The organism is Malaciobacter canalis, assembly GCF_008000835.1.
Lineage (GTDB): Bacteria > Campylobacterota > Campylobacteria > Campylobacterales > Arcobacteraceae > Malaciobacter > Malaciobacter canalis.
Map to the genome: position 1 here is coordinate 518,690 of NZ_CP042812.1, position 26,970 is coordinate 545,659.

Sequence of the window (26,970 nt, forward strand, 5' to 3'; positions counted from 1 at the left end):
CTACTAAAGGAGCATTTTATGAAAAAGACTATGACAACAACAGCAGGAAATCCAATCTCGGATAATCAAAACTCAATAACAGCAGGAGAACGAGGTCCTGTACTTATGCAAGATTATCAGTTAATAGAAAAATTAGCCCATCAAAATAGAGAAAGAATTCCTGAAAGAGTAGTACATGCAAATGGTAGTGCAGCTTATGGAAAGCTTGTTATTACAGAGGATATTTCAAAATATACAAAAGCTAAGGTTTTACAAAAATCAGAAGAGACAAAGCTTTTACTTAGATTTTCTACAGTTGCAGGTGAAAGAGGTGCTGCTGATGCAGAAAGAGATGTAAGAGGATTTGCCCTTAAGTTTTATACAAAAGAGGGTAATTGGGACTTAGTAGGGAATAATACACCTGTTTTTTTCATTAGAGATGCATATAAATTCCCAGATTTTATTCATACTCAAAAAAGACATCCACAAACAAATTTAAGAAGCAATACCGCTGCTTGGGATTTTTGGTCATTAAGTCCAGAAAGCTTACATCAAGTTACAATATTGATGTCAAATAGAGGCTTACCAAAATCATATAGACATATAAATGGATATGGCTCACATACATATAGTTTAATAAATGAAAAAAATGAAAGATTTTGGGTTAAATTTCATTTTAAAACTATGCAAGGAATAGAAACTATTACAGATAAACAAGCAGAAGAGATTGTTGGAAAAGATAGAGAGTCAAATCAAAGAGATTTATTTGAAAATATTGAACAAGGAAATTATCCTAAGTGGAGTTTTGAAATTCAAATAATGACAGAAGAAGAGGCTTTGGCATGTTCTTTTAATCCTTTTGATTTAACAAAAGTTTGGCCACATAGTGATTACCCAATGATAAAGGTTGGAGAACTTACACTAAATGAAAATCCAAAAAATTATTTCAATGAAGTAGAACAAGCCTCTTTCTCACCTTCAAATATAGTTCCTGGAATAGGCTTTTCACCTGATAAGATGCTTCAAGCTAGAATCTTTTCTTATCCAGATGCACATAGATATAGAGTAGGTACTCATTATGAAATGCTACCTGTAAATAGACCAATAGTTGATGTTAAAACTTATCATGCTGATGGTGCTATGAATTATGAACAAAAAGATATAACAGATGCATATTATGAACCAAATAGCTTTGATGGACCAGTTGAAGATAAAGCTTTTGAAGAACCAGCTTTAAAAATAGAAAATGCTTATGCTAAAAGATATGACCATAGAGAAGGAAATGATGATTTTTCTCAACCAAGAGCACTATTTAATTTGATGAGTGAAAATGAAAAAGAACAGCTTTTTGGAAATATAGCTCGTGCTATGGATGGAGTTCCTTTAGAGATAATTAATAGACAATTAGAGTTATTTGCTAAAATTGATGAAGCATATAAAATGGGAGTAAAAAAAGCATTAGGGATTTAAAATGGAAATATCAGCAGAGGAATTAAAAAGATATGAAGAGCTTCAATTATTTGCTTTAGATTATGCAAGACAAGGAAAAACAGAAGATTTAAAAGCTATGTTAGAAGCTAAAATGCCTGTTGATTTATCAGATTCTAAAGGTAATACACTATTAATGTTAGCTTCATATAATGGAAATTATGAAACAGCAAAAATGATTCTTAACTTTAATGCCAAAGTTGATAAGAAAAATGATAGAGGGCAAACTCCACTAGCTGGAGTTTGTTTTAAAGGTTACCTTGATATTGTAAAACTTTTAGTGGAAGCAAATGCTAATATTTATGAAAATAATGGAATGAAAACAACACCTATAATGTTTGCTTCTATTTTTGGAAATTATGAAATTGTAGATTATCTAAACTCAAAGAGTAAAAATAACTTTACAAATAGATTTTATTTAAAGCTTTCAAAACTATTTAGTCTATTTAAGATAAAAAAATAGACTAAAATAGTTTATCCTAAGCATTGGTTGTTATTAAAATCTACTTCTGCTAAAGAGTCTTGCTTGTATGAAAATGTAATAAGAACATTGTTTTGTTCTTCTAGTCTTTCTATTTCAAAATCAAAGCTATTTTCAATTCTTGGGAATAATCCAGTTGGTATTTGGTGGTTTATCATAATTAGTATATTTTTAGAATCATTTATTAGCTTTAATCCTGCCATTGCATTTATCATAGGTTCTGGTGCTGCACAAGATGAGGTATCAAAATAGTAATATTTGATACTATTTTTTTCATATAAAAAAAACTCAACTGTACTATTTTCAACTTCAATCTTTTGTGCATTGCTAGGGATGTTCATCTTTTGCCCTTATTTTAAAATTATTTTTTCAATAATAATGACTGTACTCTTGCTTTAAAATTATTATCATTTTTAAACAACTGAGAAAGTGAATTATATTTTTCTATTGTAAGATTATTATCTTGAATAACTACTTTTGCTTTATTCATAAACTCTTGATTGTATCTTTCTACTTCTTTACTTGACAAAGGTTGTTCAGTCTTTTTATATTTTTTATCCATTTTATTTTGAATAGAAACTTTTAAAGTATTGAGTTTAACTGATGCATTTGCAAAATTTTTAATTTCTTTATTACTTACTTGAGCATTCTCTAATTTAGTATTTTGATTTGCACTTAAAAGAGTACAAAAAGCTATAACTGAAAATATTATTCTTAGCATTCTTTAGTCCTTTTATTGAATTTCTTGACATTAACATCATCAAACTTAAATGAAAATAATAAATATTAATCTTTTTTCTTATTATACTTTTTATCAAAATTATTATATTATGAGAGTAATTTTACATCACTATAAAAGGATATCTAATGGAGTGTGAATTTGCAACTATTAATTCAAATAAAGATGAGATAAAAGAGATTTTTGAAAATACTAAGACTATTGCTATTATTGGTTGTTCTCCTGATAGCTCAAAAGCTAGCAATAAAGTTGCAGTATATTTAAAAAATGTTGGTTTTAAAATCGTTCCTGTTTACCCTAAAGAAGATGAAATTTTAGGAGAAAAAGTTTACAGAAGCTTAGGAGATATTCCTTTTAAAGTTGATATGGTAGATATTTTTAGAAAACCAGAAGTTATAGATAAAGTAGTTGATGAAGCTATTAAAAGAGGCGATGTTGATACTATTTGGACTCAGTTGGGTTTAGTAAATAATGATGCAGCTAAAAAAGCAAAAAAAGCAGGTATGAAAGTAGTACAAAATAATTGTACTAAAATCGAACACGCTGCTATATATTAAGATATCTTGCAAACTAAGTTGTTGTAAAGCATTAGCTTTGCAACACAACCAGATTTTCCATCTTTTCTATTTTCAAGTGAAAGTTTAGCTCCCATTGCATCAGCTGCATTTTTTGCTAAAAATAATCCAAGTCCAGCGCCTTGTTCATTTCCTACTCTTTTAAATGGTGCGAATAAGTCTATCTTTTCATCAATTCCTATTCCCTCATCAATAACACTTATTGTTGTAGTCTCTTTACTTTTTTCAAGTCTTATTGCAATTGTTTTCTCCTCAGGAGTAAATTTTATTGCGTTTTGGACAAAATTTTGAATAATTTGATTAAGTAAAGTAACTTGTAATAAAGTATTATAATAGTTTACATTTGCATAAAATGTTATAGTGATCTTCTTTTGTGCACTTAGCATTCTATAATCATTTGTTTTTCTTTCCATATATTGAACTAAGTCAATCTCAGTTGCTTTTTCAAATTGTGCACCCTCAGCTCTTCCTATATCAAGAATTGAACCTATCATTTTATTCATATCATCTATTTGTTTTATAGTTAATTTTAGCGTATCTTGATACTTCTCAGGCTCTCTTGGTTTCATCAAAGTTACTTCATTTTTTAATTTCATAACTGCTAGGGGAGTCTTAAGTTCATGTGCTGCACCTATAAACAACTCTTTTTTAAATCTTACATAAGTTTCAATTCTATTAGTTAAAGAGTTTATTGAATCAGCAAGTGGGTGAAACTCTATTGGTAAAGAATCTTTTTTTATTTGTGTAAGATAATTCTCATTCATATTAGATAGTTTTTTATTGATTTGTAAAATTGGTCTAAGTAGTGTTTTTGATACTGTAAACGCATATAAAATAATCAAAATTAATCCACCAAGAGATAAAAATAGTAAGTTATTAAAAATTTTTGTTAACATCTCCCTTGAAGAGTTGATATTTTTTACTATTTTAATAAATTTTTTACTTTTTATATCAAATGGATATAGTAGCTCAACATAATGATCTTGACCATCTTTAAATGTTTCAAAACTAATTTCTGAAAGATTATCAATAGTTACTAAATCAACACTAATCCCAGTATGAGTAATAATATTAAAGTTTGTTTTATTTGGATCTTTACTTTTACTTACTTTGTAAATAAGTTGTGCATCTGAAACAAGACTCTCTTTTAATTCTTCATAGATTGTAGCTTTTGTATAACCATAAAAAATAAAAGAAAGAGTAGTTATGAACAACGAAGTGGCAAGTATTAGTTTTTGATAAAACTGAGTATAAATGCTTTTCGTGTTCATGAGTAGTCCTTAAAAATTATTCAATCTCGTCTTGTGCTTCTGGATAGCAGAATCTATATCCTCTTCTTCTAATAGTTTCAATAGTAGAAATATTTAAAGGTTTATCCATTTTTTGTCTAATTTGATTTATAGCAACTTCAATAACATTTGGAGTAACTAATTCAGGCTCTTCCCAAATTGCATCTAATAGTTGTTCTTTTGAAACTATTTGATCTCTATGTCTAGCAAGGTGAGTTAATACTTCAAAAGGTTTACCTTTTAGTTCAATCTCTTCATCATTATAGATAATTTTTTCTTCATCTGGGTTGATAACTAAATCTTCAATTTCTATTACATTTGTTCCACCAAATCTTAATCTAGCTTCGATTCTAGCAAGTAAGATATCAAAGTCAAATGGTTTTTTAATATAATCATCTGCTCCTGATTTTAGTGCCTCTATTTCGCTCTCTTTATCATCTCTTGCTGAGATAATTACAACAGCAGTTCTTGAACTTCTATTTTTTACGATTTTGCATAATTCAATACCATCACCATCTGGTAACATCCAGTCAGTTAATACTAAATCATAATTTCTAATATCGATAAAATATTCTGCATCTTTATAGTTTTCTGCAGCATCTACTTGATAACCAAAATCAGTTAGACCTTCTTGCAGTGTTCTATTTAATGTAATTTCATCTTCAATAATTAAAATTCTCATGTTATAATTTCCTTAAATTTAAGTTAAGTTTAAATTTTGTGCGAATTGTACCATAAAAATTTAAAAATTTAAAGGTTTTTTAAGTTAAATATTGAAATTTTCGTGAATGACTAATTTTTATAATATAAATTTAGGTATAATAAAGACTTTATTTGTTAATTTTTTGAATTAACTAATTGTTAATAAAATATAGATAGAATAAGCGAATATTTAATAAAAGGAAGATTATGAGAAAGATTGTAACAAGTGTAATTGCTACATTAGCTTTAAGTACTGCCACATTAAGTGCAGCAGATTATTATGCTACAGTAAATGGGGAAAAAATTACAAAAAATGATTTAGAAGTAGTATTAAGAAATCCAAATATTGATTTTGATGTATTACCAAAAGATAAAAAAGATAAAGTGCTAGAACAAGCTATTGAAAAAAAACTTTTAACAAATGAAGCTATTAAAAGTGGAATTGAAAAAGATAAATCTTTCAAAGATGCTTTAGAAAAAATCAAAAAAGACTTAGCTTTAGAGATTTGGATGCAAAATCAGTTCAAAGATGTTAAAGTAACACAAAATGAGCAAAAAGATTTTTTTAACAAAAATAAAGATAAGTTCAAAAAACCTGCTACTTTAGAAGCAAGACATATACTATTAAAAACAGAAAAAGATGCAAAAACTGCAATTGAAAAATTAAATAAAGCAAAAAATAAAAAAGAGACATTTATTAAGCTTGCTGGTGAAATGTCAAAAGGGCCTACTGCTTCAAAAGGTGGATATTTAGGTAAATTTGAAGAGAATAAAATGGTTCCAGAATTTAGTGCTGGTGCAAAGGCTTTAAAAGCTGGAGAATACTCTAAAACTCCTGTTAAAACTCAATTTGGATATCATGTTATTTATTTAGAATCAAAAACTCCTGCTTCAACTATGAGTTATGATGAAGTAAAAGATAAAATTAAAGAGTTTTTATTACAAGACAAATTTAGAAAATCAATTAGCGATACAGCTAGTAGATTAAAAAAACAAGCTAAAATAGTTATTAAGTAAGGAGAATTAAGTGGGCGTACTTGATGTGGTAAAACCTGGAGTATTAAGTGGTAGCGAAGCAAAAAAACTTTTTGCTTACGCTAAAAAAAATAGTTTCGCAATTCCTGCTGTTAATGTTGTAAATACAGATTCTGCAAATTCTGTTTTAGAAGCTGCTAGTAAAGTTAATTCACCAATTATTATTCAATTTTCAAATGGTGGAGCACAATATTTTGCTGGTAAAGGTTTAAAAACTTCAAATGCTGCTGTTTTAGGTGGTATTTCAGGAGCTAAACATATTCACCAAATGGCAGAAGCTTATGGAATACCTGTAATATTACATACAGACCATGCAGCTAGAAAACTTTTACCTTGGATTGATGGATTGTTAGAAGCTGGAAAAGAGCATTTTAAAGAAACAGGTAAACCTTTATATACATCTCATATGCTTGATTTAAGTGAAGAGAGCTTAGAAGAAAATATCTCTACATGTGTAGAGTACTTTAAGATAATGAATGAGCTTGATATGATGATTGAAATTGAGCTTGGAATTACAGGTGGAGAAGAAGATGGCGTTGATAATACTGATGTTGACAATGCTTTACTTTATACTCAACCAGAAGAGGTTTGTTATGCTTATGAGCAATTAAGTAAAGTAGGAGAAAACTTTACAATAGCTGCATCATTTGGTAATGTTCATGGTGTATATAAACCAGGAAATGTTATTTTGCGTCCTGATATTTTGAATAATTCTCAAAAATATATAGAGCAAAAACATAATACTGATAAAAAACCAGTAGATTTTGTATTTCATGGTGGTTCTGGATCATCTCTTGCTGATATAAAAGAAGCAATTGAGTATGGTGTAATCAAAATGAATATAGATACTGATACACAATGGTCTTTTTGGGATGGTGTTAGAAAATATGAAGCTTTAAATAAAGACTATTTACAAGCACAAATTGGAAACCCAAATGGAGAAGACAAACCAAATAAAAGCTATTATGATCCAAGAAAGTGGCTAAGAGCTGGACAAGAATCTATGATAGCAAGACTTGAAATAGCATTTTCTGATCTTCAAGCATTAAATAAAAACTAAAACTCGAATGGAAGCTTTTGCTTTCATTCTTCAATTATTATAACTAAATTTGATACTTATCGTTTACTTTAATATGTTATTATCTTAATTAATAAAATTGATTAGGACTTTTTTTGATTAATATTTTAATGATAGAAGATGATATTGAAATAGCAGAACTTTTAACAAAGTTTTTTCAACAAAATGATATTAAACTTACAAATTTTGAAAAACCAGAACTTGGTATTAGTGCTTTAAGAATAAATAAATATGACTTAGTTCTTTTGGATCTATCTTTACCTGAAATTGATGGTGTAGAAGTTTGTAAAATTATTAGAAAAAACTCTAATATTCCAATTATAATTTCAAGTGCAAGAAGTGATATTAAAGATAAAACTTTATGTTACGAATATGGAGCAGATGATTATCTTTCAAAGCCTTATGATCCACAAGAGCTAGTTTTAAAAATACAATCTATTATAAGAAGAGAAAATTTAAATACAAAAAAAGAAAAAAATAACATTTTTTTTAAAAATGATGAAAATAAAAAAGAAATAAGAAAAAATGGGAAACTTATTGATTTTACAAATGCAGAATATAATATAATGGCATATCTTATAAAAAAATCAGGTTTTGTTGTTACTCGTCAAGAACTATTAATAAATGTTGAGTCAATAAAATATGAAAGTACATATAAAAGTATTGATGTTTTAATAGGAAGAATTCGCAAAAAAATTGAACAAAATTCTAAAAAACCAAGATATATAAAATCTTTAAGAGGTATTGGATATAAACTTATCAATGAATAAAAACTCATTATTTTTTACAATTACACTATTTTTTATTGTATTGATAATAACTGCACATTTAATAGTTTATGTAGGTTATAATATAACAAAACAACAACAAATTGATCTATTAGTAACAAAATATATGAAGACTCTTCATAGGGTTGAAAAAGAAATTTTTAAAGATATCCGACCACCCTTATTGAATCCTTTAACAAAAAAAGATAAAAGAGAGTATATTCCTCCACCACCACCTTTTATATTCCATAATAAAATTGATTATAAAAAATTCAATGAAGAGTTAAATAAATATGATATGAGTATTGCATTACTTGATTTAGAAAAATTAGAATCTAATTCAGTTGTCTTAGCAAAAGAAGCAGATTGGACTGTTTTTGAATATCAAGGATATAATTATTTTTTAAAAAGAACACCCTTTAAAAACCTATTAATAAAAGATAATATAAAAATCAATAAAAAAACTCAATATATTATTCTTTTAACAATTTTATTTAATATAGTATTTATTAGTTTTTATATTTTTATAATAAAAAAATTGAAGCCTTTGAAAGCATTAAAAGATAATATAAAAGAGTTTTCAAAAGGAAATTTAAATATAGATACTTCTTCTTCTGGAAGAGATGAAATAAGTGATGTATCAAATGAGTTTAATAACGCAATTATTCAAATAAAAGAGTTGACACAATCTAGAAATTTATTTTTAAGAAATATTATGCATGAATTAAAAACACCAATTACAAAAGGACTTTTAATATCAAATATGATTGAAGATAATAATTATAAAAAAAGTTTAGACAAACTTTTCTTTCGATTAGAATATTTGATTAATGAGTTTGCGAAAATAGAAAAGCTTACTTCAAAAAATACTTCTCTTAATATCAAAGAATATAGGCTTATAGATATAGTTGATGAATCATTAGACCTTTTATTTTTAAATATTTCTAGTATAGAGCTAAAAGTTAATAATAGTGCAAAACTAAAAGTTGATTTTGAATTGTTTTCTTTAGTTATTAAAAACTTAATTGATAATGCATTAAAATATGGTAATAAAAAACCAATAATTGAAATATATCAAAATCATATGACAATATCAAACTATTCTGAGAAATTAAAAAAACCTTTTACTGAATATACAAAACCTTTTAATAGAGAGTATGAAGGTAGCCAAAAAGGATTAGGTTTAGGACTTTATATTGTAAGTAATATTATAAATCTTCATGGTTTTAACTTAAAATATAAATATGAAGAAAATAAAAATATATTTATTATAAATTATTAATTAATTATTTTGTTACCCATTGTTTACTTAAAAAGAATAAACTAAAATTAAAGAATAAATAAGGAGTAAATAATGAATGTGTCAAGTTCTACTACTTCATACCAATTGATGCAATTAAATCAAGTAGAAAAAAAGTCTTCTTCATCTGCTAAGTCTATAGTTTCAGAAACTCTAGAAAATAGTGATTCTAGTTATAATAGTACAGTTTCTGCTGCTGAATTTAATATATCATCTGAGTTGTTTAGTTCGATGGATAGCAACAGTGATGGAACATTAGATTCAAGTGAACTTGAAGAAACTATTGCTTCAAAACTTGATAGTTTAAATAATCAAAGTTTAACTTCTGAATCATTTAGTGATTTTTTAAGTGAACTAGGACTTGAAGTATCATCTGATGAAAAACCAAGTGAAGGAAGTGCTATGCCAATGGCTGGTGGAGGTGGAGGTGGAGGTTCTTCTGATTCAGAAGAAGAGTATGATCCTGCTGATATAAATCAAGATGGTACAGTAACAACTGCAGAACAAGAGATTTATGATGGGCAAACAGCTGTAGAAAGTTCTAATACTTTAGATTTAGTATCTACTTTAATAAATGCATTAAAAAGTGAACGTGAAGAAAATAATACAGAAGATAAAACTAATTTAGGTCAATTTAAACAAGTGATGAGTATGGTTAATGAAGAATTTCAAGACTCAAAAACTAAAGAAAGTTTAGATAAATATTTAAATAACCTAGCATCTTAAAACTAAGCAATTTTGCTTAGTTTTATTCTTCTTGTGTTATTAATGCAAGATTAGTTAAATCATACTTTTGTAGTAAATCAAGTACTTTTACTACTCTTTCATACTTTACATTTTTATCAATTCTTACAACTATTGGTTTTGCTTTATCTTTTACTTCTTTTAAATTATCTTCTAATGATATAAATGATACTTCAATGCCTTTTATTGCTAACTTTTCTTCACTTAATTCAATAAATACCTGTTCTTTATTTACTTTTAACTCTTTTGCTTGTGAATTTGGCAAATCTAAAATCAAAGCTAATTCATCTTTTTTAAATACAGATGTAACAATAAAAAATATAAGAAGTATAAACACCACATCAATTATTGGTGTTAAATCTGCTCCTAGTGGCTCTCTTCGTTTCATCTAATTAAGTCTTTTTTTGCTTTTAATTCAATTGCATCAATTTGTGAAATAAAGTGATTGTATGCAATATGGTGAGGAATTGCTACTATTAGCCCCGCAATAGTTGTAATAAGTGCAATTGATATACCATTTGAAAATAGTGTTGGATCACCTAAACCTTGTGCTGTGATTGTTTCAAAGGCTTTAAATACTCCATATACAGTTCCTAAAAGTCCTAAAAGTGGAGCTACTGAAGCGATATTTTTTATATATGTTAGACCAATTTCTAGTTTTTGAACTTCATACTCTATTTGTGTTTTTAAATCACTTTTTTCATCAAGTCTTAATTTGATTTTATTAATCATTGCATTTTTTCTTGGAAGGGTAAAGAATTTCCAGATGATAATAGTAAATCCAATTATATTTAAAAAGATTAAAATATAAACTATTATTCCACCTTTATCTATATATTCCATTAAATTCATAAAATACCTTTGTATGTTTTTTGTTATTGTACAAAAATTATATTAATAAATGGTACAATCACCTATGAAATTTACAGACTCACCTACACATAAAGTAACATTTAGACAAGAAAATATATATATTAAAAGAGATGATTTACTTCATAGTGATTTTTCAGGAAATAAAGCAAGAAAGTTTTACTATTTTTTAAAAAGTGATTTTAAAGATGTAAAAAAAATAGTATCTTATGGTTCTGCTCAAGCAAATTCACTTTACTCTATGTCAGTTTTAGCAAAGTTAAAAGGTTGGCAATTAGAGTTTTATGTAAAACATATATCTAACTACTTAAAACAAAACCCTCAAGGTAATTATAAAGCTGCTTTAAAAAATGGTGCAAAAATTATAGAAAAAGATGAACCTTGTTTACATGAGTATATATCAAAAAATTGTTTAGATGAAGAATGTTTATATATTCAAGAAGGTGGTAGAGAAAAAGAAGCTTCCTTTGGAGTTGAGATTTTAGCCAATGAGATAAAAGATTGGCAAATAAAAAATAGTATTAAAAATTTAGTTGTAGCTTTACCAAGTGGAACAGGAACAACTGCACTATTTTTACAAAAATATTTAGATTGCAAAGTTATTACTTGTCCTTGCGTTGGAAAAGAACAATATCTTAAAAAACAGTTTTTTTTATTGGAAAAAGATGAAACTCTTCATCCTATTATTTTAAATACAGAAAAAAATTATCATTTTGGAAAACTTTACAATGAGTTTTATGAAATTTGGAGTGAACTTAAAAGTAGCACAAATATAGAGTTTGATTTACTTTATGACCCACTTGGATTTTTAACTCTTGTTAATTCTAACTATTTTAATAATAAATATACAATACTCTATATCCATCAAGGTGGGCTTTTGGGAAATAATTCTATGATTGAGCGATATAAAAGAAAGTTAGCTTTTAATAATTAATGGTATAATTTTGTAACACTTTTTAAAGGTATGAATTGAGTATATTTAGGTGTATAATTCTTATATTTTTTCTATTTTTTAATTATTTAATAGCAAATGAAACAAACAAAGTAACTATCCAATTAAATTGGAAGTATCAGTTTGAGTTTGCAGGTTATATTGCAGCAGTTGAAAAAGGTTTTTATAAAGATGTAGATTTTGATGTTACATTAAAAGAATTAACTAAAGATATAAATGTAGTAGAAGAAGTAAAGAGTAAAAAAGCTACTTTTGGAATTTATGATTCTTCTATTTTATCAGGATATGATAAAAAACAAGCAATTATTTTACTTGCAAACTATTTAAAAAAATCTCCTTTAGTTTTAATTACAAAACAAGATATATTCTCTCCTACAGATTTAAAAGATAAAAAAATATATATGACAGAATTTGAGTTTGAAAACTCTTCTTTATCAAGAGTTTTTCAAAAGTTTAATATTAAAAAAGATGACATAAATCTTATTTCATCTTTTAATCCAATTGATGCTTTTATATCAAAAGATGCAGATGCTTTTTCAGCTTATATTACAAATGAAACTTATTATTTAAATAAAAAAAGAATCCCTTATAATATTATTAGTCCATCAAATTATGAAATATATGGTTTTGGGGGAAATCTATTTTCTTCTTTAGAATATGTACAAAAAAATCCTGCAAAAATAAAAGATTTTATAAAAGCTACAAACAAAGGTTGGGAGTATGCTCTTAAAAATAAAAAAGAGATTATTGATATAATTTATAATAAATACTCAAAACAAAAAAGTAAAGAAGCTTTATTTTATGAAGCAAAAAAAATAGAAAAGGTGATGCTTTTAGATTCTTATAAATTAGGAGAAGTTAGAAAAACAATTATTGAAGATGAATTAAAAAGAGCAAAAAATAAGAATTTAGTTGATAAATCTTTAACTATCAATGATATAGTTTTTTCCTTTAGCAAATACTCAAAAAATTATAGTTTTACCAATGATGAAATCTATTATTTAAATAATAAAAAAACAATAAAAATGTGTGTTGATCCATCTTGGATGCCTTATGAAAAAATAGAAAATAATGAGCATATAGGAATAATAGCTGATTATATAAAATATTTTGAAAAACAAATAAAAACGCCAATTTTATTATATAAAACTAACTCTTGGCAAGATAGTTTAAAAGCTTTTAAAAATAAAAAATGTGATATTTTGTCTGGTGTTTCAAAGAGTGAAGATAGAAAAAAGATTATGCATGTTACACAGGCATATCTTGATTATCCTTTAGTAATAGCTACAAGAGTTGAAGAGAGATTTTTTGATAGTTTAGATGATTTGCCAAATGATAAAACTTTAGCAATTGTTAAAGATTATAGGCACTCTTTGATACTAAAAAAGAGATATCCAAATAAGAAATTTATATATGTATCTTCTGTTGATGAGGGTTTAGAAAAATTATCAAAAAAAGAGATTTTTGGTTTTATTGATAGTATGACAACTGTTGGTTACAAAATCCAAAAAGAGTATTTCTCACAGTTGAAAATTGCAGGAAAGTTTGATGAAAAATATGGCTTAGGCGTTGGTGTTAGATATGAAGATAAGCAGTTATTTTCAATTTTTGATAAAGTAATTAAAAAGTTAGATACACAATCAAAAAATGAAATCTTGAAAAAATGGGTAAATTTTAACTATGAAAAGAGTTTTGATTATTCATCTTTTTGGAAAATATTTATTGTTTTTGCAATTATCGTTTTAGTTATTACATATAGATATAAAGAAGTAGTTGATAATAAACAAAAACTACAAAGACAAAGAAAAAAACTTGAAGAGAAAAATAAAGAGTTAAAGTTAACTCAAGAAGCATTAAAAGAGTCTATTAGAAATTTTGAAGTGCTTCTTGATTCTACTATGGAAGCGGTTTTAGTATTTCAAGATCACAATTGTATTGATATAAATAAAGTAGGGTATAAGCTTCTTGGATATAAAAATAAAGAAGAAGTGATTGGGCAAAATCTTTATCATCATGTTCATAATGATTTTATAGTTACACTAAAAGAATCTTTAAATAAAAATCTTGATTCTTATGAAATAGAGTTTGTAAGAACAGATGGTACAACATTTCCAGCCCTTGTAAAAGATAGATATATTACTTTGAAAAATCAAAGAGTTAAGCTTTTTACAATAGTTGATTTAACAGAATTAAAAAGTAAAGAAAGACTTTTATTTAAGCAATCAAAACTTGCATCAATGGGTGAAATGATAGGAAATATTGCCCATCAGTGGAGACAACCACTTAGTCTTATTTCTACAATTGCAACAGGCTTAAAATTAAGAATTGAAACTAAAACAGAAAACAAAGAAGAATCAGTTGAGTTTTTAGAAAAGTTAAATGTTACTGCACAACATCTATCATCAACTATTGATGATTTTAGAAACTTTTTTGCAGCTGATAAGACAAAAGAGAGTTTTTTTGTATACTCATTAATTGAGCAAAATTTAGTTTTATTAGAGAGTATTTTTAAAACAAATTTTATAAACATAGAACAAAATATTGATAAAACCTTACAATTAACAACATATAAAAATGAATTAACACAAGCTCTTTTAAACATCTTAAATAATGCAAATGATGCTTTTAAAGAAAAAAATATTGAAGATAAATATATTTTTATTGATGTTGTTGAAAAATCTAAAGAAGTAGTAATTAGTATAAAAGATAATGCAGGAGGCATTCCTGAAAATATCATAGAAAATATTTTTGAACCATATTTTACTACAAAACATAAAAGCGATGGAACAGGTATTGGTTTATATATGACATATCAAATTATACATGAACATATTCATGGAAAAATAGAAGTTTCAAATAGCAATTATATTTTTAATAAAAAGTATCATAAAGGTGCAAAATTTACAATAACTATTCCTAAGCAATTGTGATTTTATATATTGATTTAAGTCATTTTGAGTTTTACTTAATTTTGGATATAATATTAGCTTGTTATAAATCATAAGGAAAGTTTTGTTGAATAAAAGTAATATAATACTTATAGGTTTTATGGGAGTGGGTAAAGGCACAATTGCAAGAAGCCTTGTAAAAAACTCTTCGATGTTTGCTATAGATACTGATGATTTGATAGAAAGCATGGAAAACCAAAAAATCAAAAAGATTTTTGAAGTTAATGGAGAAGCTTATTTTAGAGCCTTGGAAAAGAAGTGTGCTTTATGGCTTGAAGATAATATAAAAAATAATACTATCATTTCAACTGGTGGAGGCTTTTATAAGCAAGAAAACATCAAACAAATCGGAAAAGTTATATATTTACAATCAAGTTTTGATGGTATTATAAATAGAATAAAAAATTCTGAAAATGCTCAAAAAAAGCTAAAAAAAAGACCGCTTTTACAAAATCTTGAAGAAGCTAAAAAACTTTACAATATTAGAGTTAGTGAGTATGAAGCTATAGCAGATATTACAGTAAATGTAGAAAATAAAGATATTATAGATATAACAAATGAGATACTTAAAAACATATAGAGGGAAATATGAAAATTATTAGTACACAAAATGAAAATTTCAAGGAAGAGTTTGATGAAATTTTAGCAAGAGCTAAAACTGATATAAAAGGTGTTTCATCAATAGTAACAAATATAATAACAGAAATTGTAGAAGAGAAAAATAGTGCTTTAAAAAGACATATTGAAAAGTTTGATAAATGGGAAGCAAAAAGTGATGAAGAGCTTTTGATTTCTAAAGATGATATGAAAAAAGCCTATGAGAATATAGATGAAAATTTAAAATCTGCACTACATAAAGCCTATGATAGAATTAAAGCTTACCATGAAAAACAGTTACCAAAGTCTTGGATTGATTTTGAAAAAAATGGAACAATCTTAGGTCAAAAAGTTACTGCTGTTGATAGAGCTGGACTTTATATTCCAGGAGGAAAAGCAGCATATCCAAGTAGCCTACTTATGAATGCAATTCCTGCAATTGTTGCAGGAGTTGAAGAGATAGTAGTTTGTACTCCTACACCAAATAATGAAATAAATGAGTTATTACTTGCTGCTTGTTATATCTGTAATATTTCAAAAGCATTTAAAGTTGGAGGAGCTAGCGCAATTGCTGCAATGGCATATGGAACAGAAACTATTCCTAAAGTAGATGTAATAACTGGACCTGGTAATATTTTTGTAGCAACTGCTAAAAAGTTGGTTTTTGGTGAGGTTAATATTGATATGATTGCAGGACCAAGTGAAATTGGAATTTTAAGTGATAGTACTGCAAAACCAAAATATCTTGCAATAGATTTGTTATCTCAAGCAGAACATGATGAAATGGCAAGTTCTATTATGATTACAACAGATGAAAATATTGCAAAGCAAACATCACTTGAAGTTGATAACTATTTGAAAACTTTAAGTAGAAGTGAAATTGCAAGAAAATCTATTGATGAAAGAGGTGCAATTATTATTGCAAGTTCTATGGATGAGGCATGTGATCTTATGAATGAAATAGCTCCTGAACATTTAGAAGTTATGACTACAAATCCATTTGAACTTCTTTCAAAAATCAAACATGCAGGTGCTATTTTCTTAGGTGAAAATACTCCTGAACCAATTGGTGATTATATAGCTGGACCAAATCACACCCTTCCTACTGGAAGTACAGCTAAATTTTATAGCCCATTAAATGTAGAAAACTTTATGAAAAAGTCTTCTATTATAAACTTCTCTTCTCAAGCAATTGATGAGTTAGGTGAAGCTTGTGCAATATTAGCAGATACAGAAGGGTTAACAGCTCACGCTGAGTCTGTAAGAGTAAGGTTAAAAAAGGACAACTAATGTCAAAATATGATGCGTTATTTGAAGATGAAGATGATATCTTTGCAGGTACTCCTCAATCGAAGTTTTTAGATGCAATAAGAAGTGCGAATACACAAATAGTAGACGATGAATTAGATAAAATAATAGAAAAGTATGCAATTATGGAGTTAATTCTTAGTGAAAATAAAGATAATAGTTTTGATATAAATGAATTACTAGATAATTATGCTTCAAATAATAGTGATAATGTTCATGAAATGAAAAAAAGTTTATATATTGAATTTACTGGCGAAGTAATTCAAAGATTAGATTCATAAGGTATTAGAATTGATAGAATTAGAAAAAGTAAAAGCACAAATACAAACTTTTGTGCAAGAGTGCAATGATAAAAAATGTTTAGAGTTATTAGATAAATTATCAACTGGAAAAATGTTAAGAAGTAAGCTTGTAATTAAAATTGCAGGTTCTAGTGAAGAATCAATTAAACTTTGCGCAGTTATTGAGATGATTCATGCTGCTTCACTTTTACATGATGATGTAATTGATGAATCAGATACAAGAAGAGGAAAGCCATCTGTAAATGCTTTGTATGATGATAAAACAGCTATTATGTTTGGAGATGTTTTATACTCAAAAGCTTTTACAGAATTGGCAAAAATGCCAACAGAAGTAGCAACTACTGTTTCAAGTGCTGTTACTCTTTTAAGTATTGGAGAGATGCTTGATGTGGATTTGACAAAAGAGTTTAATACTTCATATGAAAAATATCTAGATATGATTTATAAAAAAACTGCTTCATTGATTGAAGCTAGTGCAAAAGCTGCTGCTATTTTAGTAAATAAAGATAAAGATAAATTTGCTTTATATGGAAAAAATCTAGGTTTAGCTTTTCAAATGATTGATGATATTTTAGATATTACACAAGATACACATACTCTTGGGAAACCTGCACTTTTAGATTTTGTAGAAGGAAAAGTTACTATTCCATATTTGCTTTTACACCAAAGAATAGATGAAAAAGCAAAATTAGAAGCACTTTATAAAAAAGAGTTATCAAAAGAAGATAGTTTGTGGATACAAAAGCAAATGAAAGATACAAAAGCTTTAGAAGATAGTATAAATCAGGCAAAAACTTTAGGCTTAGAAGCAATTAAAGCAGTTGAAAATGAAAAAGATGACTCCTTGGTTCAAATTATGAAAGCTATGATAGAAAGAGAGTTTTAATAATGAGTTATTTAGTAATAAGTTTTTCGCATAAAAATACAGATATTCAAACAAGAGAGAAACTAGCTTTTCCTAATGAAGAGAATAAAGATAGATTTTTAAAGCAATTACATAGTGAAGCTGTAATTAAAGAAGCTATTTTATTATCTACATGTAATAGGGTAGAAATTATTATCTCTACATCAAATATTTCATATGCAACATCATGTATTATTCAAAGATTAGCACAATATGCACAATTAAATTATGATGATTTATTTGATAGAGCTGATGTTTATGATAATGAGGGTGCAATTCACCATCTATTTTCAGTAGCATCAGCTTTAGATTCACTTGTAATTGGTGAAACACAAATTGTAGGACAATTAAAAGATGCCTTTAGGCTATCTCTTTCAAAAGGCTACTGTCAACAAAATCTACCAAGGGCACTTCACTATGCATTTAAGTGTGCAGCAGCAGTTAGAACTGCTACAAGCCTAGGTACAGGATCTGTATCAGTTGCTAGTACAGCAGTATTAAAAGCAAAAGAAGTAGTTGATAACAAAGATGGAGTTCAAGCTTTAGTAATTGGTGCAGGGGAGATGAGTGAACTTACTGTTAAGCACTTAATTTCTAAAGGTTTTAAAGTAACACTTATAAGTAGAGATATTAAAAAAGCAAAAATTTTAGCAAATACTTTTGAAGTTCATGTTGAGGTTGAAGAGTACAGTAACTTAAAAAAACTTTTAAATCATATTCCTGTAGTACTTACAGCAACAGGAGCACCATATCCAATAATTACAAAAGATATGGTAACTGATTGTGAGTTTGATAGATTTTGGTTTGATATTGCAGTGCCTAGAGATATTGATGAGATTGAATCACCAAATTTAAAGATATTTTCAGTAGATGATTTACAATTTATTGTAAATTCAAATATGGAGTTAAAAGCAAAACAAGCAAAAACTGCATACGGAATTGTAGGTAAAATGTCAGTTGAGTTTTTTGATTGGTTAAAGACATTAGAAGTAGAACCTGTGATTAAGCATCTGTATATAAAAGGTGATGAGGTTATTGATAAAAAAGTCAATAATGCAATAAAAAAAGGTTTTATTAAAAAAGAGGATGAAGAGAATATTAGAAAACTATGTAAAACAGTTTTAACAGAGTATTTGCATCAACCTTCAAAAAAAATGAAACATCTATCAAAAAATATGGAATGTGATATTGTTTTAGGAGCAGTTCAATCAATGTTTAATTTAAATAGCGATTCAAATATGTTAAACAAATATAAATGCGAACACGCATTGAAAATAAATGAAAGAGGATAATAGTTAATGAAGTTTTCAAATATGTTTATACCAACTACTAAAGAAGCACCAAAAGATGCAACTTTAGCATCTCACCAATATCTTGTAAGAGGTGGATTTATCAATCAAGTAGGATCTGGTATTTATAACTTTATGCCACTTGGAAAAATTGTATTAGAGAAAATTAGAGCAATTGTAAAAGAAGAGATGGATAAAGCAGGTGCAAATGAAGTACAAATGGGATTTGTTACTCCAACATCTTTATGGGAAGAATCTGGTAGAGCAAATACTATGGGTTCTGAACTTTTAAAATTTAAAGATAGAAAAAATGCAAGTTATGTATTATCACCTACAAATGAAGAAGCATTAGTTGATATGGTAAATAATAGAATTACTTCATATAAAGATTTGCCAGTTAACCTTTATCAAATTAATACTAAATTTAGAGATGAAGCAAGACCTAGATTTGGTCTGATGAGAGGTAGAGAGTTTCTTATGAAAGATGCTTACTCTTTTCATGATTCACATGAGGATTTAGTAAGAGAGTTTAATCTTATGGAAGAAACTTACAAAAAAGTTTATGAAAGATTAGGCTTAGAGTTTAGAGTAGTTGAAGCTGATAGTGGAGCTATTGGTGGTAGTGGTTCAAAGGAGTTTATGATTTTGGCAAACTCAGGTGAAGATACTATTGTGGTATGTGATTCATGTGATTATGGAGCAAATATTGAAGCAGCTACTAGAAAAGTATTAAAAAAAGAGCCTTTAGAAACAACAGAGATTAAAAAAGTACATACACCAAATTTAAAATCAATTGATGAAGTAACAAATTTTTTAGAAGTTGATCCATACTATTCAATAAAAGCAGTAATAAAAAAAGCTATCTTTGAAGAGAAAACTCAAACTGTGGTATTTTTTGTAAGAGGAACAGATGAACTTGAAGAAACAAAAGCTTGTAATGCTATTGGTGCACTTGAAATAGAAGATGCAACACAAGAAGATTTAGAAAATGCAAATTTAATAGCTGGTTTTTGTGGAATTGTTGATTTTCCTAAGGATATTAAAGTACTTTTTGATAAAGAATTAGAAGGTGAAAACAGTATTATTTGTGGTGCAAATGAAGTTGATTACCATTTAAGTGGTGTTGATTTAAATAAATTTGATTTAGAATTTGCTGATTTAATTGAAGTAAAACAAGGTGATTTATGTGCATGTTGTGGTGGAAAGTTATCTCATACTAAGGGAATAGAAGCTGGACATATTTTTCAACTTGGAACAAAATATTCAAGCGCTATGAATGCAACATTTTTAGATGCAAATGGAAAAGCTCAAGCATTTATTATGGGATGTTATGGAATAGGTGTAAGTAGATTAGTTGCAGCAGTAATTGAACAAAATCATGATGAAAAAGGTTGTATTTGGACAAAAGCTACAGCTCCATTTATGGTTGATGTTATTATTTCTAATGCAAAAAAAGATGAAGAATTAGAAGCTGGAACGAATATCTACAATCAACTAGTACAAGAGGGAATAGAAACTCTTTTAGATGATAGAAAAAATGCAAGATTTGGATTTAAAATGAGTGATTTTGAACTTATTGGATTTCCTTATGCTGTTGTAGTTGGAAAGAGATTAAAAGATGGTATGGTTGAAATTGTAAATAGAAAAACTTTAGAAAAAACAGAAGTTTTATTAACAGAAGTTACATCTAAATTAAAAGAAATTATAAAATAAGGATATAAAATGCAAGGAAGTGTACAATCAGTTTCTGATTTAATTGGAACATATGCTTTAAATATAGCTATTTCTATTGTAATTTTTATTATTGGTAAATGGCTTGTAGGGAAATTAACAGATGCTACAATCAAACTTTTGACAAAAACAAATAGAATTGATGAAACATTAATAAAGTTTCTAAAGAATATTATTTATTATTCTTTGATGGTAATAGTTGCTTTAACTGCATTGAAACAATTAGGAATTGATACTACATCATTCTTTGCAATTTTAGGTGCTGCTGGTCTTGCAATTGGTTTAGCACTTAAAGATTCACTAGGAAACTTTGCTTCTGGTGTTATGATTATTTTATTTAGACCTTTTAAAGTTGGAGATTATGTAACAGCTGGTGGGTCTAGTGGTACAGTTGAAGAGATATCAATTTTTAATACTATTTTAAAAACACCAGATAATCAAAAACTAATAGTGCCAAATGGCGCAATTACAAGTAGCACTATTACAAATGTAAACGCAAATGAAAAAAGAAGAGTTGATTTAGTAGTTGGTATTGGTTATGATGATGATATAAAAAAAGCAAAAGAGATTTTGCATGAGATTATTAAGTCAAATGATAAAGTTTTATTGGATGAAGCAAATACTGTTGCAGTTTCAGAACTAGCTAATTCATCGGTAAATTTTGTAGTTAGAGCTTGGGTTAAAACACCTGATTATTGGAGTGTTAAATTTGATTTAACAGAAAAAGTAAAAACAAGATTTGATGAAGAGGGAATCTCTATTCCTTATCCACAAACTGATGTTCATGTATATAAACATAAAAGCTAAACTTCCCCAAATACTAAAAGATATACTTTATGCCCTACAAGATATAGGAGCCAAGCCTATTCTTGTGGGTGGTTGCATTCGAGATAATTTATTAAAAATTCCATGCAAAGATTATGATGTTGAACTATTCAATATAGAAAAACTTGAAGATATTCAAGAAGTTTTATCTTCTTTTGGAAGTGTAAAACTTGTGGGAAAATCGTTTGGAGTTTTAACTTTAAATGTTGATGGATATGATTTTGATTTTGCATTAGCAAGGCAAGAAAAAAAAGTAGCAGATGGGCATAAAGGCTTTGAAGTTATAATCAATAAACATATGAGCTTTAAAAAAGCTAGTTTAAGGCGAGACTTTACTATAAACTCTATTGGATATGACTTTTTTGAAGATAAACTACTAGATCCTAATAATGGAATACAAGATTTAAAAGATGGTGTTTTAAGACATATTAGTGATAAAACGTTTGTAGAGGATCCTTTAAGAGTATATAGAGCAATACAGTTTTGTGCAAGATTTGAATTAAAAATGAGTGAATCTACTTTTAATTTATGTAAAAGTATGGTTGATAACAATGAATTAACACAACTTCCTAAAGAGAGAGTTTTTGAAGAGTTTAAAAAGCTATTTTTAAAATCAAATAAACCCTCAGTTGGTTTTGAACTTATGAATGATTTAGGAATACTAAAGCATTTTGAAGAATTACAAGCATTAGTTGGATGTGTACAAGATAAACAGTATCATCCAGAAGGTGATGTTTGGATTCATACATTAATGACTATTGATGAACTGGCAAAAATATTAAAAAAAGAACAAATTGAAGATGAAACTAGAAAGTTATATCTTTTTTATGCAATATTATGTCATGACTTGGGAAAACCATATTGTACAAAATTAATTGATGGTAAAATCACTTCACATAAACATGAAACATTAGGAATTGAACCAACTATTAGCTTTTTATCAAAAATTACAAATGAAAAAAAATTAATAGAAAAAGTAACACCACTTGTAAAATCCCATCTTGTACCTTTTCAATTATACTTAGCAAACTCATCACTAAAAGCAGTTAAAAGATTATCTTTAAAAGTTAATATTGAAGATTTGTGTTTAATATGCCTTGCAGATTGTTTGGGAAGAGATATAAAAGATAAAGAAAAATGTCCAAAAGCTATAAATTGGTTATTAAATAAAGCAAAAGAGTTAAATATTGAAAATAGTGCTTTAAAACCTTTAGTTTTAGGAAGAGATTTGATTGATTTAGGCTATAAACCATCAAAACAATTCAAAGAAATACTAGATTATGCTTTGGATTTGCAAATAGAAGAAAACTTTGATAAAACCCTAATTTTAAGTTATATACTAAATAAGTTTCCAAAAAACTAGCTCCTTTAATAACAAATTAAATTATTTTAAACTAAAATACCATAAATTATAATTAGGTTATAAAAATGGGCAATACATATAATGTAATAGAAGCAGGGCTTATTCAATGCGCTTGTGGAGGTAAAGTAACATTAACTTCAACAGCAAAAGTAGAACGAATAGCAGGAGCAAAGCCTTTATACCTAAAAGATATAATAGGAGCCCCAGTAGCTTGCCCAAGAAGTAAAAATAAATGTACAAAAGTAGCTTCAATATCAACAGCAGGAACAGAAACAAATGTAAAATCAACTGCCAATCATTTTTTATTAAGAACAGATGGATTTAAAACAGATAAAGGAAGATCAGTTGTATTAAAAGCACCAGGACAAACAACTTCAAAAATAATTGCCCCACCAAGTATAGAAAGTAGTGTAGTAAAAGAAGAAGAACCACTAGAAGAGACAATAAAACAAGAAGAAGAGATAAAACAAACAGAAAAATACTCTTTGTATTTAGTAAGAAAAAGTGAAGATGTATATAGACCACTTAGACCAACAAGAGCATTTTTAAAATCTGATGATACTTATGTGGGAAAAAAAGAGTTTGTTCAAATAAAAGATAATGTTCATGTGCATACCTTTGCCTATGTGTATGTTATTCAAGATGATAAAATACAAGAATATAAAGTACTAAGTAGAGGAACACTATATAGTGAAAAACTCCAAGAGATATTTTTTGAAAATACAAATACAAAAATAAAATATAACTATATACCAATATATGAACAAAGTGAAATAACTATCTCATATAGTAGTATAAAACTTACAAATAAAATAGATATATTAAAACTAAAAAGACAAATAATAAATCCAAAACAACCAGATAATAAAAATAGCTTTTACTTTGAAGATTCAAATAGTATAAATAAAATAGTATTAACAGATGATGATTTAAAACTACAAAAAGAGTATAAAGTAAATGAAGAGGATAAAAATAAAAGATTAAATATCCTTTGTATAATAGAAGATATCTTAGCCCAAATAGAAGATATGTATGAAAGATACTACACAAATTATAAACTAGCATATGCTTATAATGATAATATTATTGAAGATATTAAAAAACAAAATTCATATGCATATACTATTGCAAATCTTGTAGATACATTTTATATAGATGAAAAACAAGAAAAAGATGCAAAAGAGTTAAAAGATACTTATCAAGAATTAATTACGATACTTTTAAGTGATAAAATATGTAGTTCTATATTAACATCTTCAAATAATCTTGCAAATATATTAGATGAAAAAACTTTTGATATTGCAAAATCATATATAAAAGATGTAGCATATTTAAATAATGGATGTTTGAAAGATATAGTAAAATACTATGTAGATAAACATAGTTTTGTAACAAAAGATAATTATAAATATCTAAACCCAAATGCAACATATAAAGAAAAAGAATTATTAAAAAAGAGTAAAAATTATAAACAGTTATATTTTTATGGGGATAATTTAGAATTTACTAAAATACAAGAAGACCCAAGAGTAGTTGTATCTTACCTTATGTTTGCAATATTTTTTGCAAATAAATATGAAGAAAAAATAAGAAAAAGTGAAAAGTTTAAAATAATAGATAGTTTAAGAAAAAAATTATATTTTAAAATAAAACAAATGATACCTTATCCGTCAATTTCTGAAGAAAATACAAGAGACATAAAAAATGTAATAAAAAAACAGAAAAATAGTTATTTTAAAATTATAGAAAGAGATGATAAACTATTTGAGGAATATGATAGTTTAAAAATACAACTTACAAAAAAATCATATGAATTTGATAGCTCTTCAATCAAATTTAAATCAAATTTTTTATATTCAAATAAAGAAAACTTTTATAAAAATGAAGCAAAATTAGAAATACCTCAAAATATAATAAAAAAAATAGAGAAACAACTACAAAGTGAAGAATTAAAAAAACTATTAAAAATATATGAAGAGATTAAAGTAGAAGATGAAGAAGCATATATAATAAGTTGTATGAATATAGTTTGTTTGTTAAGTTATCCAAGAGTAAATTTTGATGAAGAAATAGATAAGATTAGTTTTTTTAGTCCTAAATTAAAACATATCTATACTTTTGTAGAAAATTTGACAGATAGAAGAATACTCTTAAGTGATGAAATAAAAGATAGAATTACAAATGAATATAAAATATCAGATGTATATCTAGATATGATATTAAGGCTTATAAAATATGCTTATTTTTCTAGTGATAATCAAAAAGCAAATGCAAAAAATTTTATATCAAAATATGAAGAAAAAGAAAATAGAAACTATTTTGTAAAATTAGAAGATATAAATGACCATCTATTTGATGAAAAATTTCAATCAAAAAATCTTACAGAAGATATAACAAAAGCACTATATACAATAAATGGATTTAGTCAAAAGACTATTGATTTATTTGAGGCTATGAAAGATAAAGATTTTGATAGAACTAAAATCCCAAAAAATATAAAAGATAAATTAAATAAATTAACAAAGACAACAAATAAGATAAAAGTTGCATCTGCAATTATTGCTTTTATTACATTAGGAATATATATCTTTAGAAAAGATAAAAATATTCAAAATACAATGAGTGTGATTGATGATGTATTATATATGACAAAAATAGTAACAGAAAGAATGTTAGTGAATTCTGTAAATGCAAATAAATCAGCAGGAACAGCACAAAAAACAATACAAGAGATATTAAAAGATAAAAAGATCCAATCAATGTCTAAAAGAGCACTAGAACTAATTACAAAAGTAGGAGTTCCACTTGTAGTTATAAATGGGACTTACTCTTCATTGAAATTCTTGTCAAATGATGATTATGATGCAAGTTTTTTAAGTGGATTAAAAACAGCATTGACTGTATCTTTACTTATTGCTTCTGGTGTAACATCTTATGTTTTATTAATTTTATTAGAAATAGTTTGGAACTATTTTTCTCATTATATAATTGATAGTAATATAGAAAAATATCTTTATAAATCACTTCTATATGAAGATATATATGAATATAGTGGATTTTTAAATATAGGTTCTTTATATCATATCAATTACAAAGCTTACTACTTATTTGAAACTACAAATACAAATGAAAAGTTAAAAAGTATAAATAGTGAAGGCTTTAAAACTTCAAAAAACCTAATCAATTTTATAGGAAAGAATTATGATGAAAATAAAGAATACTTTGATACAGCATTAAGAAATGAACTAAGTTTCTTTAAATCATCATTATTAGGATATAAATTAGAACTATTAAATGAAACAAAAAGAGTTAAGAAATTAAAAAATAAGTATGATATAGATATTGTACTAAATCAAAGAACATATATTAAAATACCAAAAAAATTAGTTGAAAATAAAAAAAATAAATTTATTTTTGTATCAGATGAAATTTATACAGAAATCGAACAGAATAATTTCGTTCTTGATAATAAATATTATATATATGATTTATATAATCAAGATTTTGCTTATCTAAAAGAATTGTCACAATTAAATAATAAAAAAGCTTCAATTATTTTACTTTCCCCACAAATAGAGTTTAAATATACTTTTATATATGATTATAAAGATTTAAACTATCTTTTTGCATTAAATTTTAAACAATCAAGTTTTACATTAAAAGATATAGAAGAGATAGAAAAATTAAAAGAAAAAAAGGATTAA

The 26,970-nt window shown here is 26.5% G+C and carries 25 protein-coding genes; 19 read left to right on the forward strand and 6 right to left on the reverse strand.

The genetic code is table 11. The features are described 5' to 3' along the window. Positions 1 to 18: 18 nt before the first annotated feature. Both ACAN_RS02565 and ACAN_RS02570 read left to right on the forward strand, forming a co-directional pair. Positions 19 to 1,449 carry a catalase gene (locus ACAN_RS02565; protein WP_099333861.1) on the forward strand — a complete coding sequence of 477 codons (1,431 nt, stop codon included), beginning with the start codon at positions 19 to 21 and terminating at the stop codon, positions 1,447 to 1,449. A gap of 1 nt (position 1,450) precedes the next feature. Next, positions 1,451 to 1,930, forward strand: a complete 480-nt coding sequence (locus ACAN_RS02570; protein ID WP_099333862.1) for an ankyrin repeat domain-containing protein — start codon at positions 1,451 to 1,453, stop codon at positions 1,928 to 1,930. Between the two features lie 11 nt (positions 1,931 to 1,941). Here the strand turns inward: ACAN_RS02570 and ACAN_RS02575 are convergent, their stop codons facing one another. Both ACAN_RS02575 and ACAN_RS02580 read right to left on the reverse strand, forming a co-directional pair. Further along, the gene (locus ACAN_RS02575) at positions 1,942 to 2,289 is read right to left on the reverse strand and encodes a hypothetical protein (RefSeq protein WP_099333863.1); all 348 of its coding nucleotides are present in this window, start codon (positions 2,287 to 2,289) and stop codon (positions 1,942 to 1,944) included. Between the two features lie 20 nt (positions 2,290 to 2,309). Next, on the reverse strand, positions 2,310 to 2,669 hold the full coding sequence (locus ACAN_RS02580) for a DUF4168 domain-containing protein (RefSeq protein ID WP_079578029.1): 360 nt from the start codon (positions 2,667 to 2,669) through the stop codon (positions 2,310 to 2,312). Positions 2,670 to 2,815: 146 nt separating this feature from the next. Here ACAN_RS02580 and ACAN_RS02585 point away from each other — a divergent pair, with 146 nt between their 5' ends. Then, complete coding sequence (locus tag ACAN_RS02585; protein WP_099333864.1) at positions 2,816 to 3,244, forward strand: CoA-binding protein; 429 nt, start codon at positions 2,816 to 2,818, stop codon at positions 3,242 to 3,244. Here the strand turns inward: ACAN_RS02585 and ACAN_RS02590 are convergent. Then, the gene (locus tag ACAN_RS02590; protein WP_099333865.1) at positions 3,241 to 4,533 is read right to left on the reverse strand and encodes a sensor histidine kinase; all 1,293 of its coding nucleotides are present in this window, start codon (positions 4,531 to 4,533) and stop codon (positions 3,241 to 3,243) included. The two genes, ACAN_RS02585 and ACAN_RS02590, sit on opposite strands and share 4 nt — an antisense overlap. 16 nt (positions 4,534 to 4,549) lie before the next feature. Then, entirely contained in the window at positions 4,550 to 5,233 is a 684-nt protein-coding gene (gene hsrA, locus ACAN_RS02595; protein WP_079578026.1) for a homeostatic response regulator transcription factor HsrA, read from the reverse strand. 227 nt (positions 5,234 to 5,460) lie between these two features. Between hsrA and ACAN_RS02600 the strand changes: the two genes are divergently transcribed. From ACAN_RS02600 to ACAN_RS02620, 5 genes are all read left to right on the forward strand, one after another. Next, positions 5,461 to 6,270 (forward strand): peptidylprolyl isomerase, encoded by an 810-nt coding sequence (locus ACAN_RS02600; RefSeq protein WP_099333866.1) that lies wholly within the window; start codon positions 5,461 to 5,463, stop codon positions 6,268 to 6,270. 10 nt (positions 6,271 to 6,280) lie between these two features. Next, positions 6,281 to 7,348, forward strand: coding sequence for a class II fructose-bisphosphate aldolase (fbaA, locus tag ACAN_RS02605; protein WP_099333867.1), 1,068 nt, complete (start codon positions 6,281 to 6,283; stop codon positions 7,346 to 7,348). Positions 7,349 to 7,461: 113 nt separating this feature from the next. Beyond that, positions 7,462 to 8,136 (forward strand): response regulator transcription factor, encoded by a 675-nt coding sequence (locus tag ACAN_RS02610; RefSeq protein WP_099333868.1) that lies wholly within the window; start codon positions 7,462 to 7,464, stop codon positions 8,134 to 8,136. After that, entirely contained in the window at positions 8,129 to 9,415 is a 1,287-nt protein-coding gene (locus ACAN_RS02615; protein ID WP_129587497.1) for an ArsS family sensor histidine kinase, read from the forward strand. The genes ACAN_RS02610 and ACAN_RS02615 overlap by 8 nt, the downstream gene beginning before the upstream one ends. 72 nt (positions 9,416 to 9,487) lie before the next feature. Beyond that, a complete protein-coding gene (locus ACAN_RS02620) occupies positions 9,488 to 10,159 on the forward strand; it encodes a hypothetical protein (protein ID WP_099333870.1) in 672 nt (223 codons plus the stop codon). Positions 10,160 to 10,181: 22 nt separating this feature from the next. On the opposite strand, the gene ACAN_RS02625 is transcribed toward ACAN_RS02620, so the two are convergent. Continuing rightward, positions 10,182 to 10,565 carry an ExbD/TolR family protein gene (locus ACAN_RS02625; RefSeq protein ID WP_099333871.1) on the reverse strand — a complete coding sequence of 128 codons (384 nt, stop codon included), beginning with the start codon at positions 10,563 to 10,565 and terminating at the stop codon, positions 10,182 to 10,184. Then, the gene (locus ACAN_RS02630; protein WP_099333872.1) at positions 10,562 to 11,029 is read right to left on the reverse strand and encodes a MotA/TolQ/ExbB proton channel family protein; all 468 of its coding nucleotides are present in this window, start codon (positions 11,027 to 11,029) and stop codon (positions 10,562 to 10,564) included. Before ACAN_RS02630 ends, ACAN_RS02625 begins: the two co-directional genes overlap by 4 nt. A gap of 64 nt (positions 11,030 to 11,093) precedes the next feature. Between ACAN_RS02630 and ACAN_RS02635 the strand changes: the two genes are divergently transcribed. The 11 genes from ACAN_RS02635 to ACAN_RS02685 all read left to right on the forward strand — a co-directional run bounded on the left by ACAN_RS02635 (position 11,094) and on the right by ACAN_RS02685 (position 26,970). Further along, positions 11,094 to 11,981, forward strand: a complete 888-nt coding sequence (locus ACAN_RS02635; protein WP_099333873.1) for a 1-aminocyclopropane-1-carboxylate deaminase/D-cysteine desulfhydrase — start codon at positions 11,094 to 11,096, stop codon at positions 11,979 to 11,981. Positions 11,982 to 12,016: 35 nt separating this feature from the next. Next, on the forward strand, positions 12,017 to 14,929 hold the full coding sequence (locus ACAN_RS02640) for an ABC transporter substrate-binding protein (RefSeq protein ID WP_099333874.1): 2,913 nt from the start codon (positions 12,017 to 12,019) through the stop codon (positions 14,927 to 14,929). Between the two features lie 85 nt (positions 14,930 to 15,014). Beyond that, positions 15,015 to 15,527, forward strand: coding sequence for a shikimate kinase (locus tag ACAN_RS02645; protein WP_099333875.1), 513 nt, complete (start codon positions 15,015 to 15,017; stop codon positions 15,525 to 15,527). A gap of 8 nt (positions 15,528 to 15,535) precedes the next feature. Then, the gene (gene hisD / locus ACAN_RS02650) at positions 15,536 to 16,834 is read left to right on the forward strand and encodes a histidinol dehydrogenase (protein WP_099333876.1); all 1,299 of its coding nucleotides are present in this window, start codon (positions 15,536 to 15,538) and stop codon (positions 16,832 to 16,834) included. Beyond that, positions 16,834 to 17,133: a DUF2018 family protein gene (locus ACAN_RS02655; RefSeq protein ID WP_099311775.1), complete on the forward strand. Its 300-nt coding sequence runs from the start codon at positions 16,834 to 16,836 to the stop codon at positions 17,131 to 17,133. The genes hisD and ACAN_RS02655 overlap by 1 nt, the downstream gene beginning before the upstream one ends. A gap of 10 nt (positions 17,134 to 17,143) precedes the next feature. Then, the gene (locus tag ACAN_RS02660) at positions 17,144 to 18,040 is read left to right on the forward strand and encodes a polyprenyl synthetase family protein (protein ID WP_099333877.1); all 897 of its coding nucleotides are present in this window, start codon (positions 17,144 to 17,146) and stop codon (positions 18,038 to 18,040) included. A 2-nt stretch (positions 18,041 to 18,042) separates the two neighbouring features. Beyond that, positions 18,043 to 19,350, forward strand: a complete 1,308-nt coding sequence (hemA, locus tag ACAN_RS02665; RefSeq protein WP_099333878.1) for a glutamyl-tRNA reductase — start codon at positions 18,043 to 18,045, stop codon at positions 19,348 to 19,350. Positions 19,351 to 19,356: 6 nt separating this feature from the next. Continuing rightward, a complete protein-coding gene (locus ACAN_RS02670; protein WP_099333879.1) occupies positions 19,357 to 21,060 on the forward strand; it encodes a proline--tRNA ligase in 1,704 nt (567 codons plus the stop codon). A gap of 9 nt (positions 21,061 to 21,069) precedes the next feature. Continuing rightward, a complete protein-coding gene (locus tag ACAN_RS02675) occupies positions 21,070 to 21,885 on the forward strand; it encodes a mechanosensitive ion channel family protein (protein ID WP_099333880.1) in 816 nt (271 codons plus the stop codon). Continuing rightward, positions 21,863 to 23,266: a CCA tRNA nucleotidyltransferase gene (locus tag ACAN_RS02680; RefSeq protein ID WP_099333881.1), complete on the forward strand. Its 1,404-nt coding sequence runs from the start codon at positions 21,863 to 21,865 to the stop codon at positions 23,264 to 23,266. The genes ACAN_RS02675 and ACAN_RS02680 overlap by 23 nt, the downstream gene beginning before the upstream one ends. 65 nt (positions 23,267 to 23,331) lie before the next feature. Then, a complete protein-coding gene (locus tag ACAN_RS02685) occupies positions 23,332 to 26,970 on the forward strand; it encodes a hypothetical protein (RefSeq protein WP_099333882.1) in 3,639 nt (1,212 codons plus the stop codon).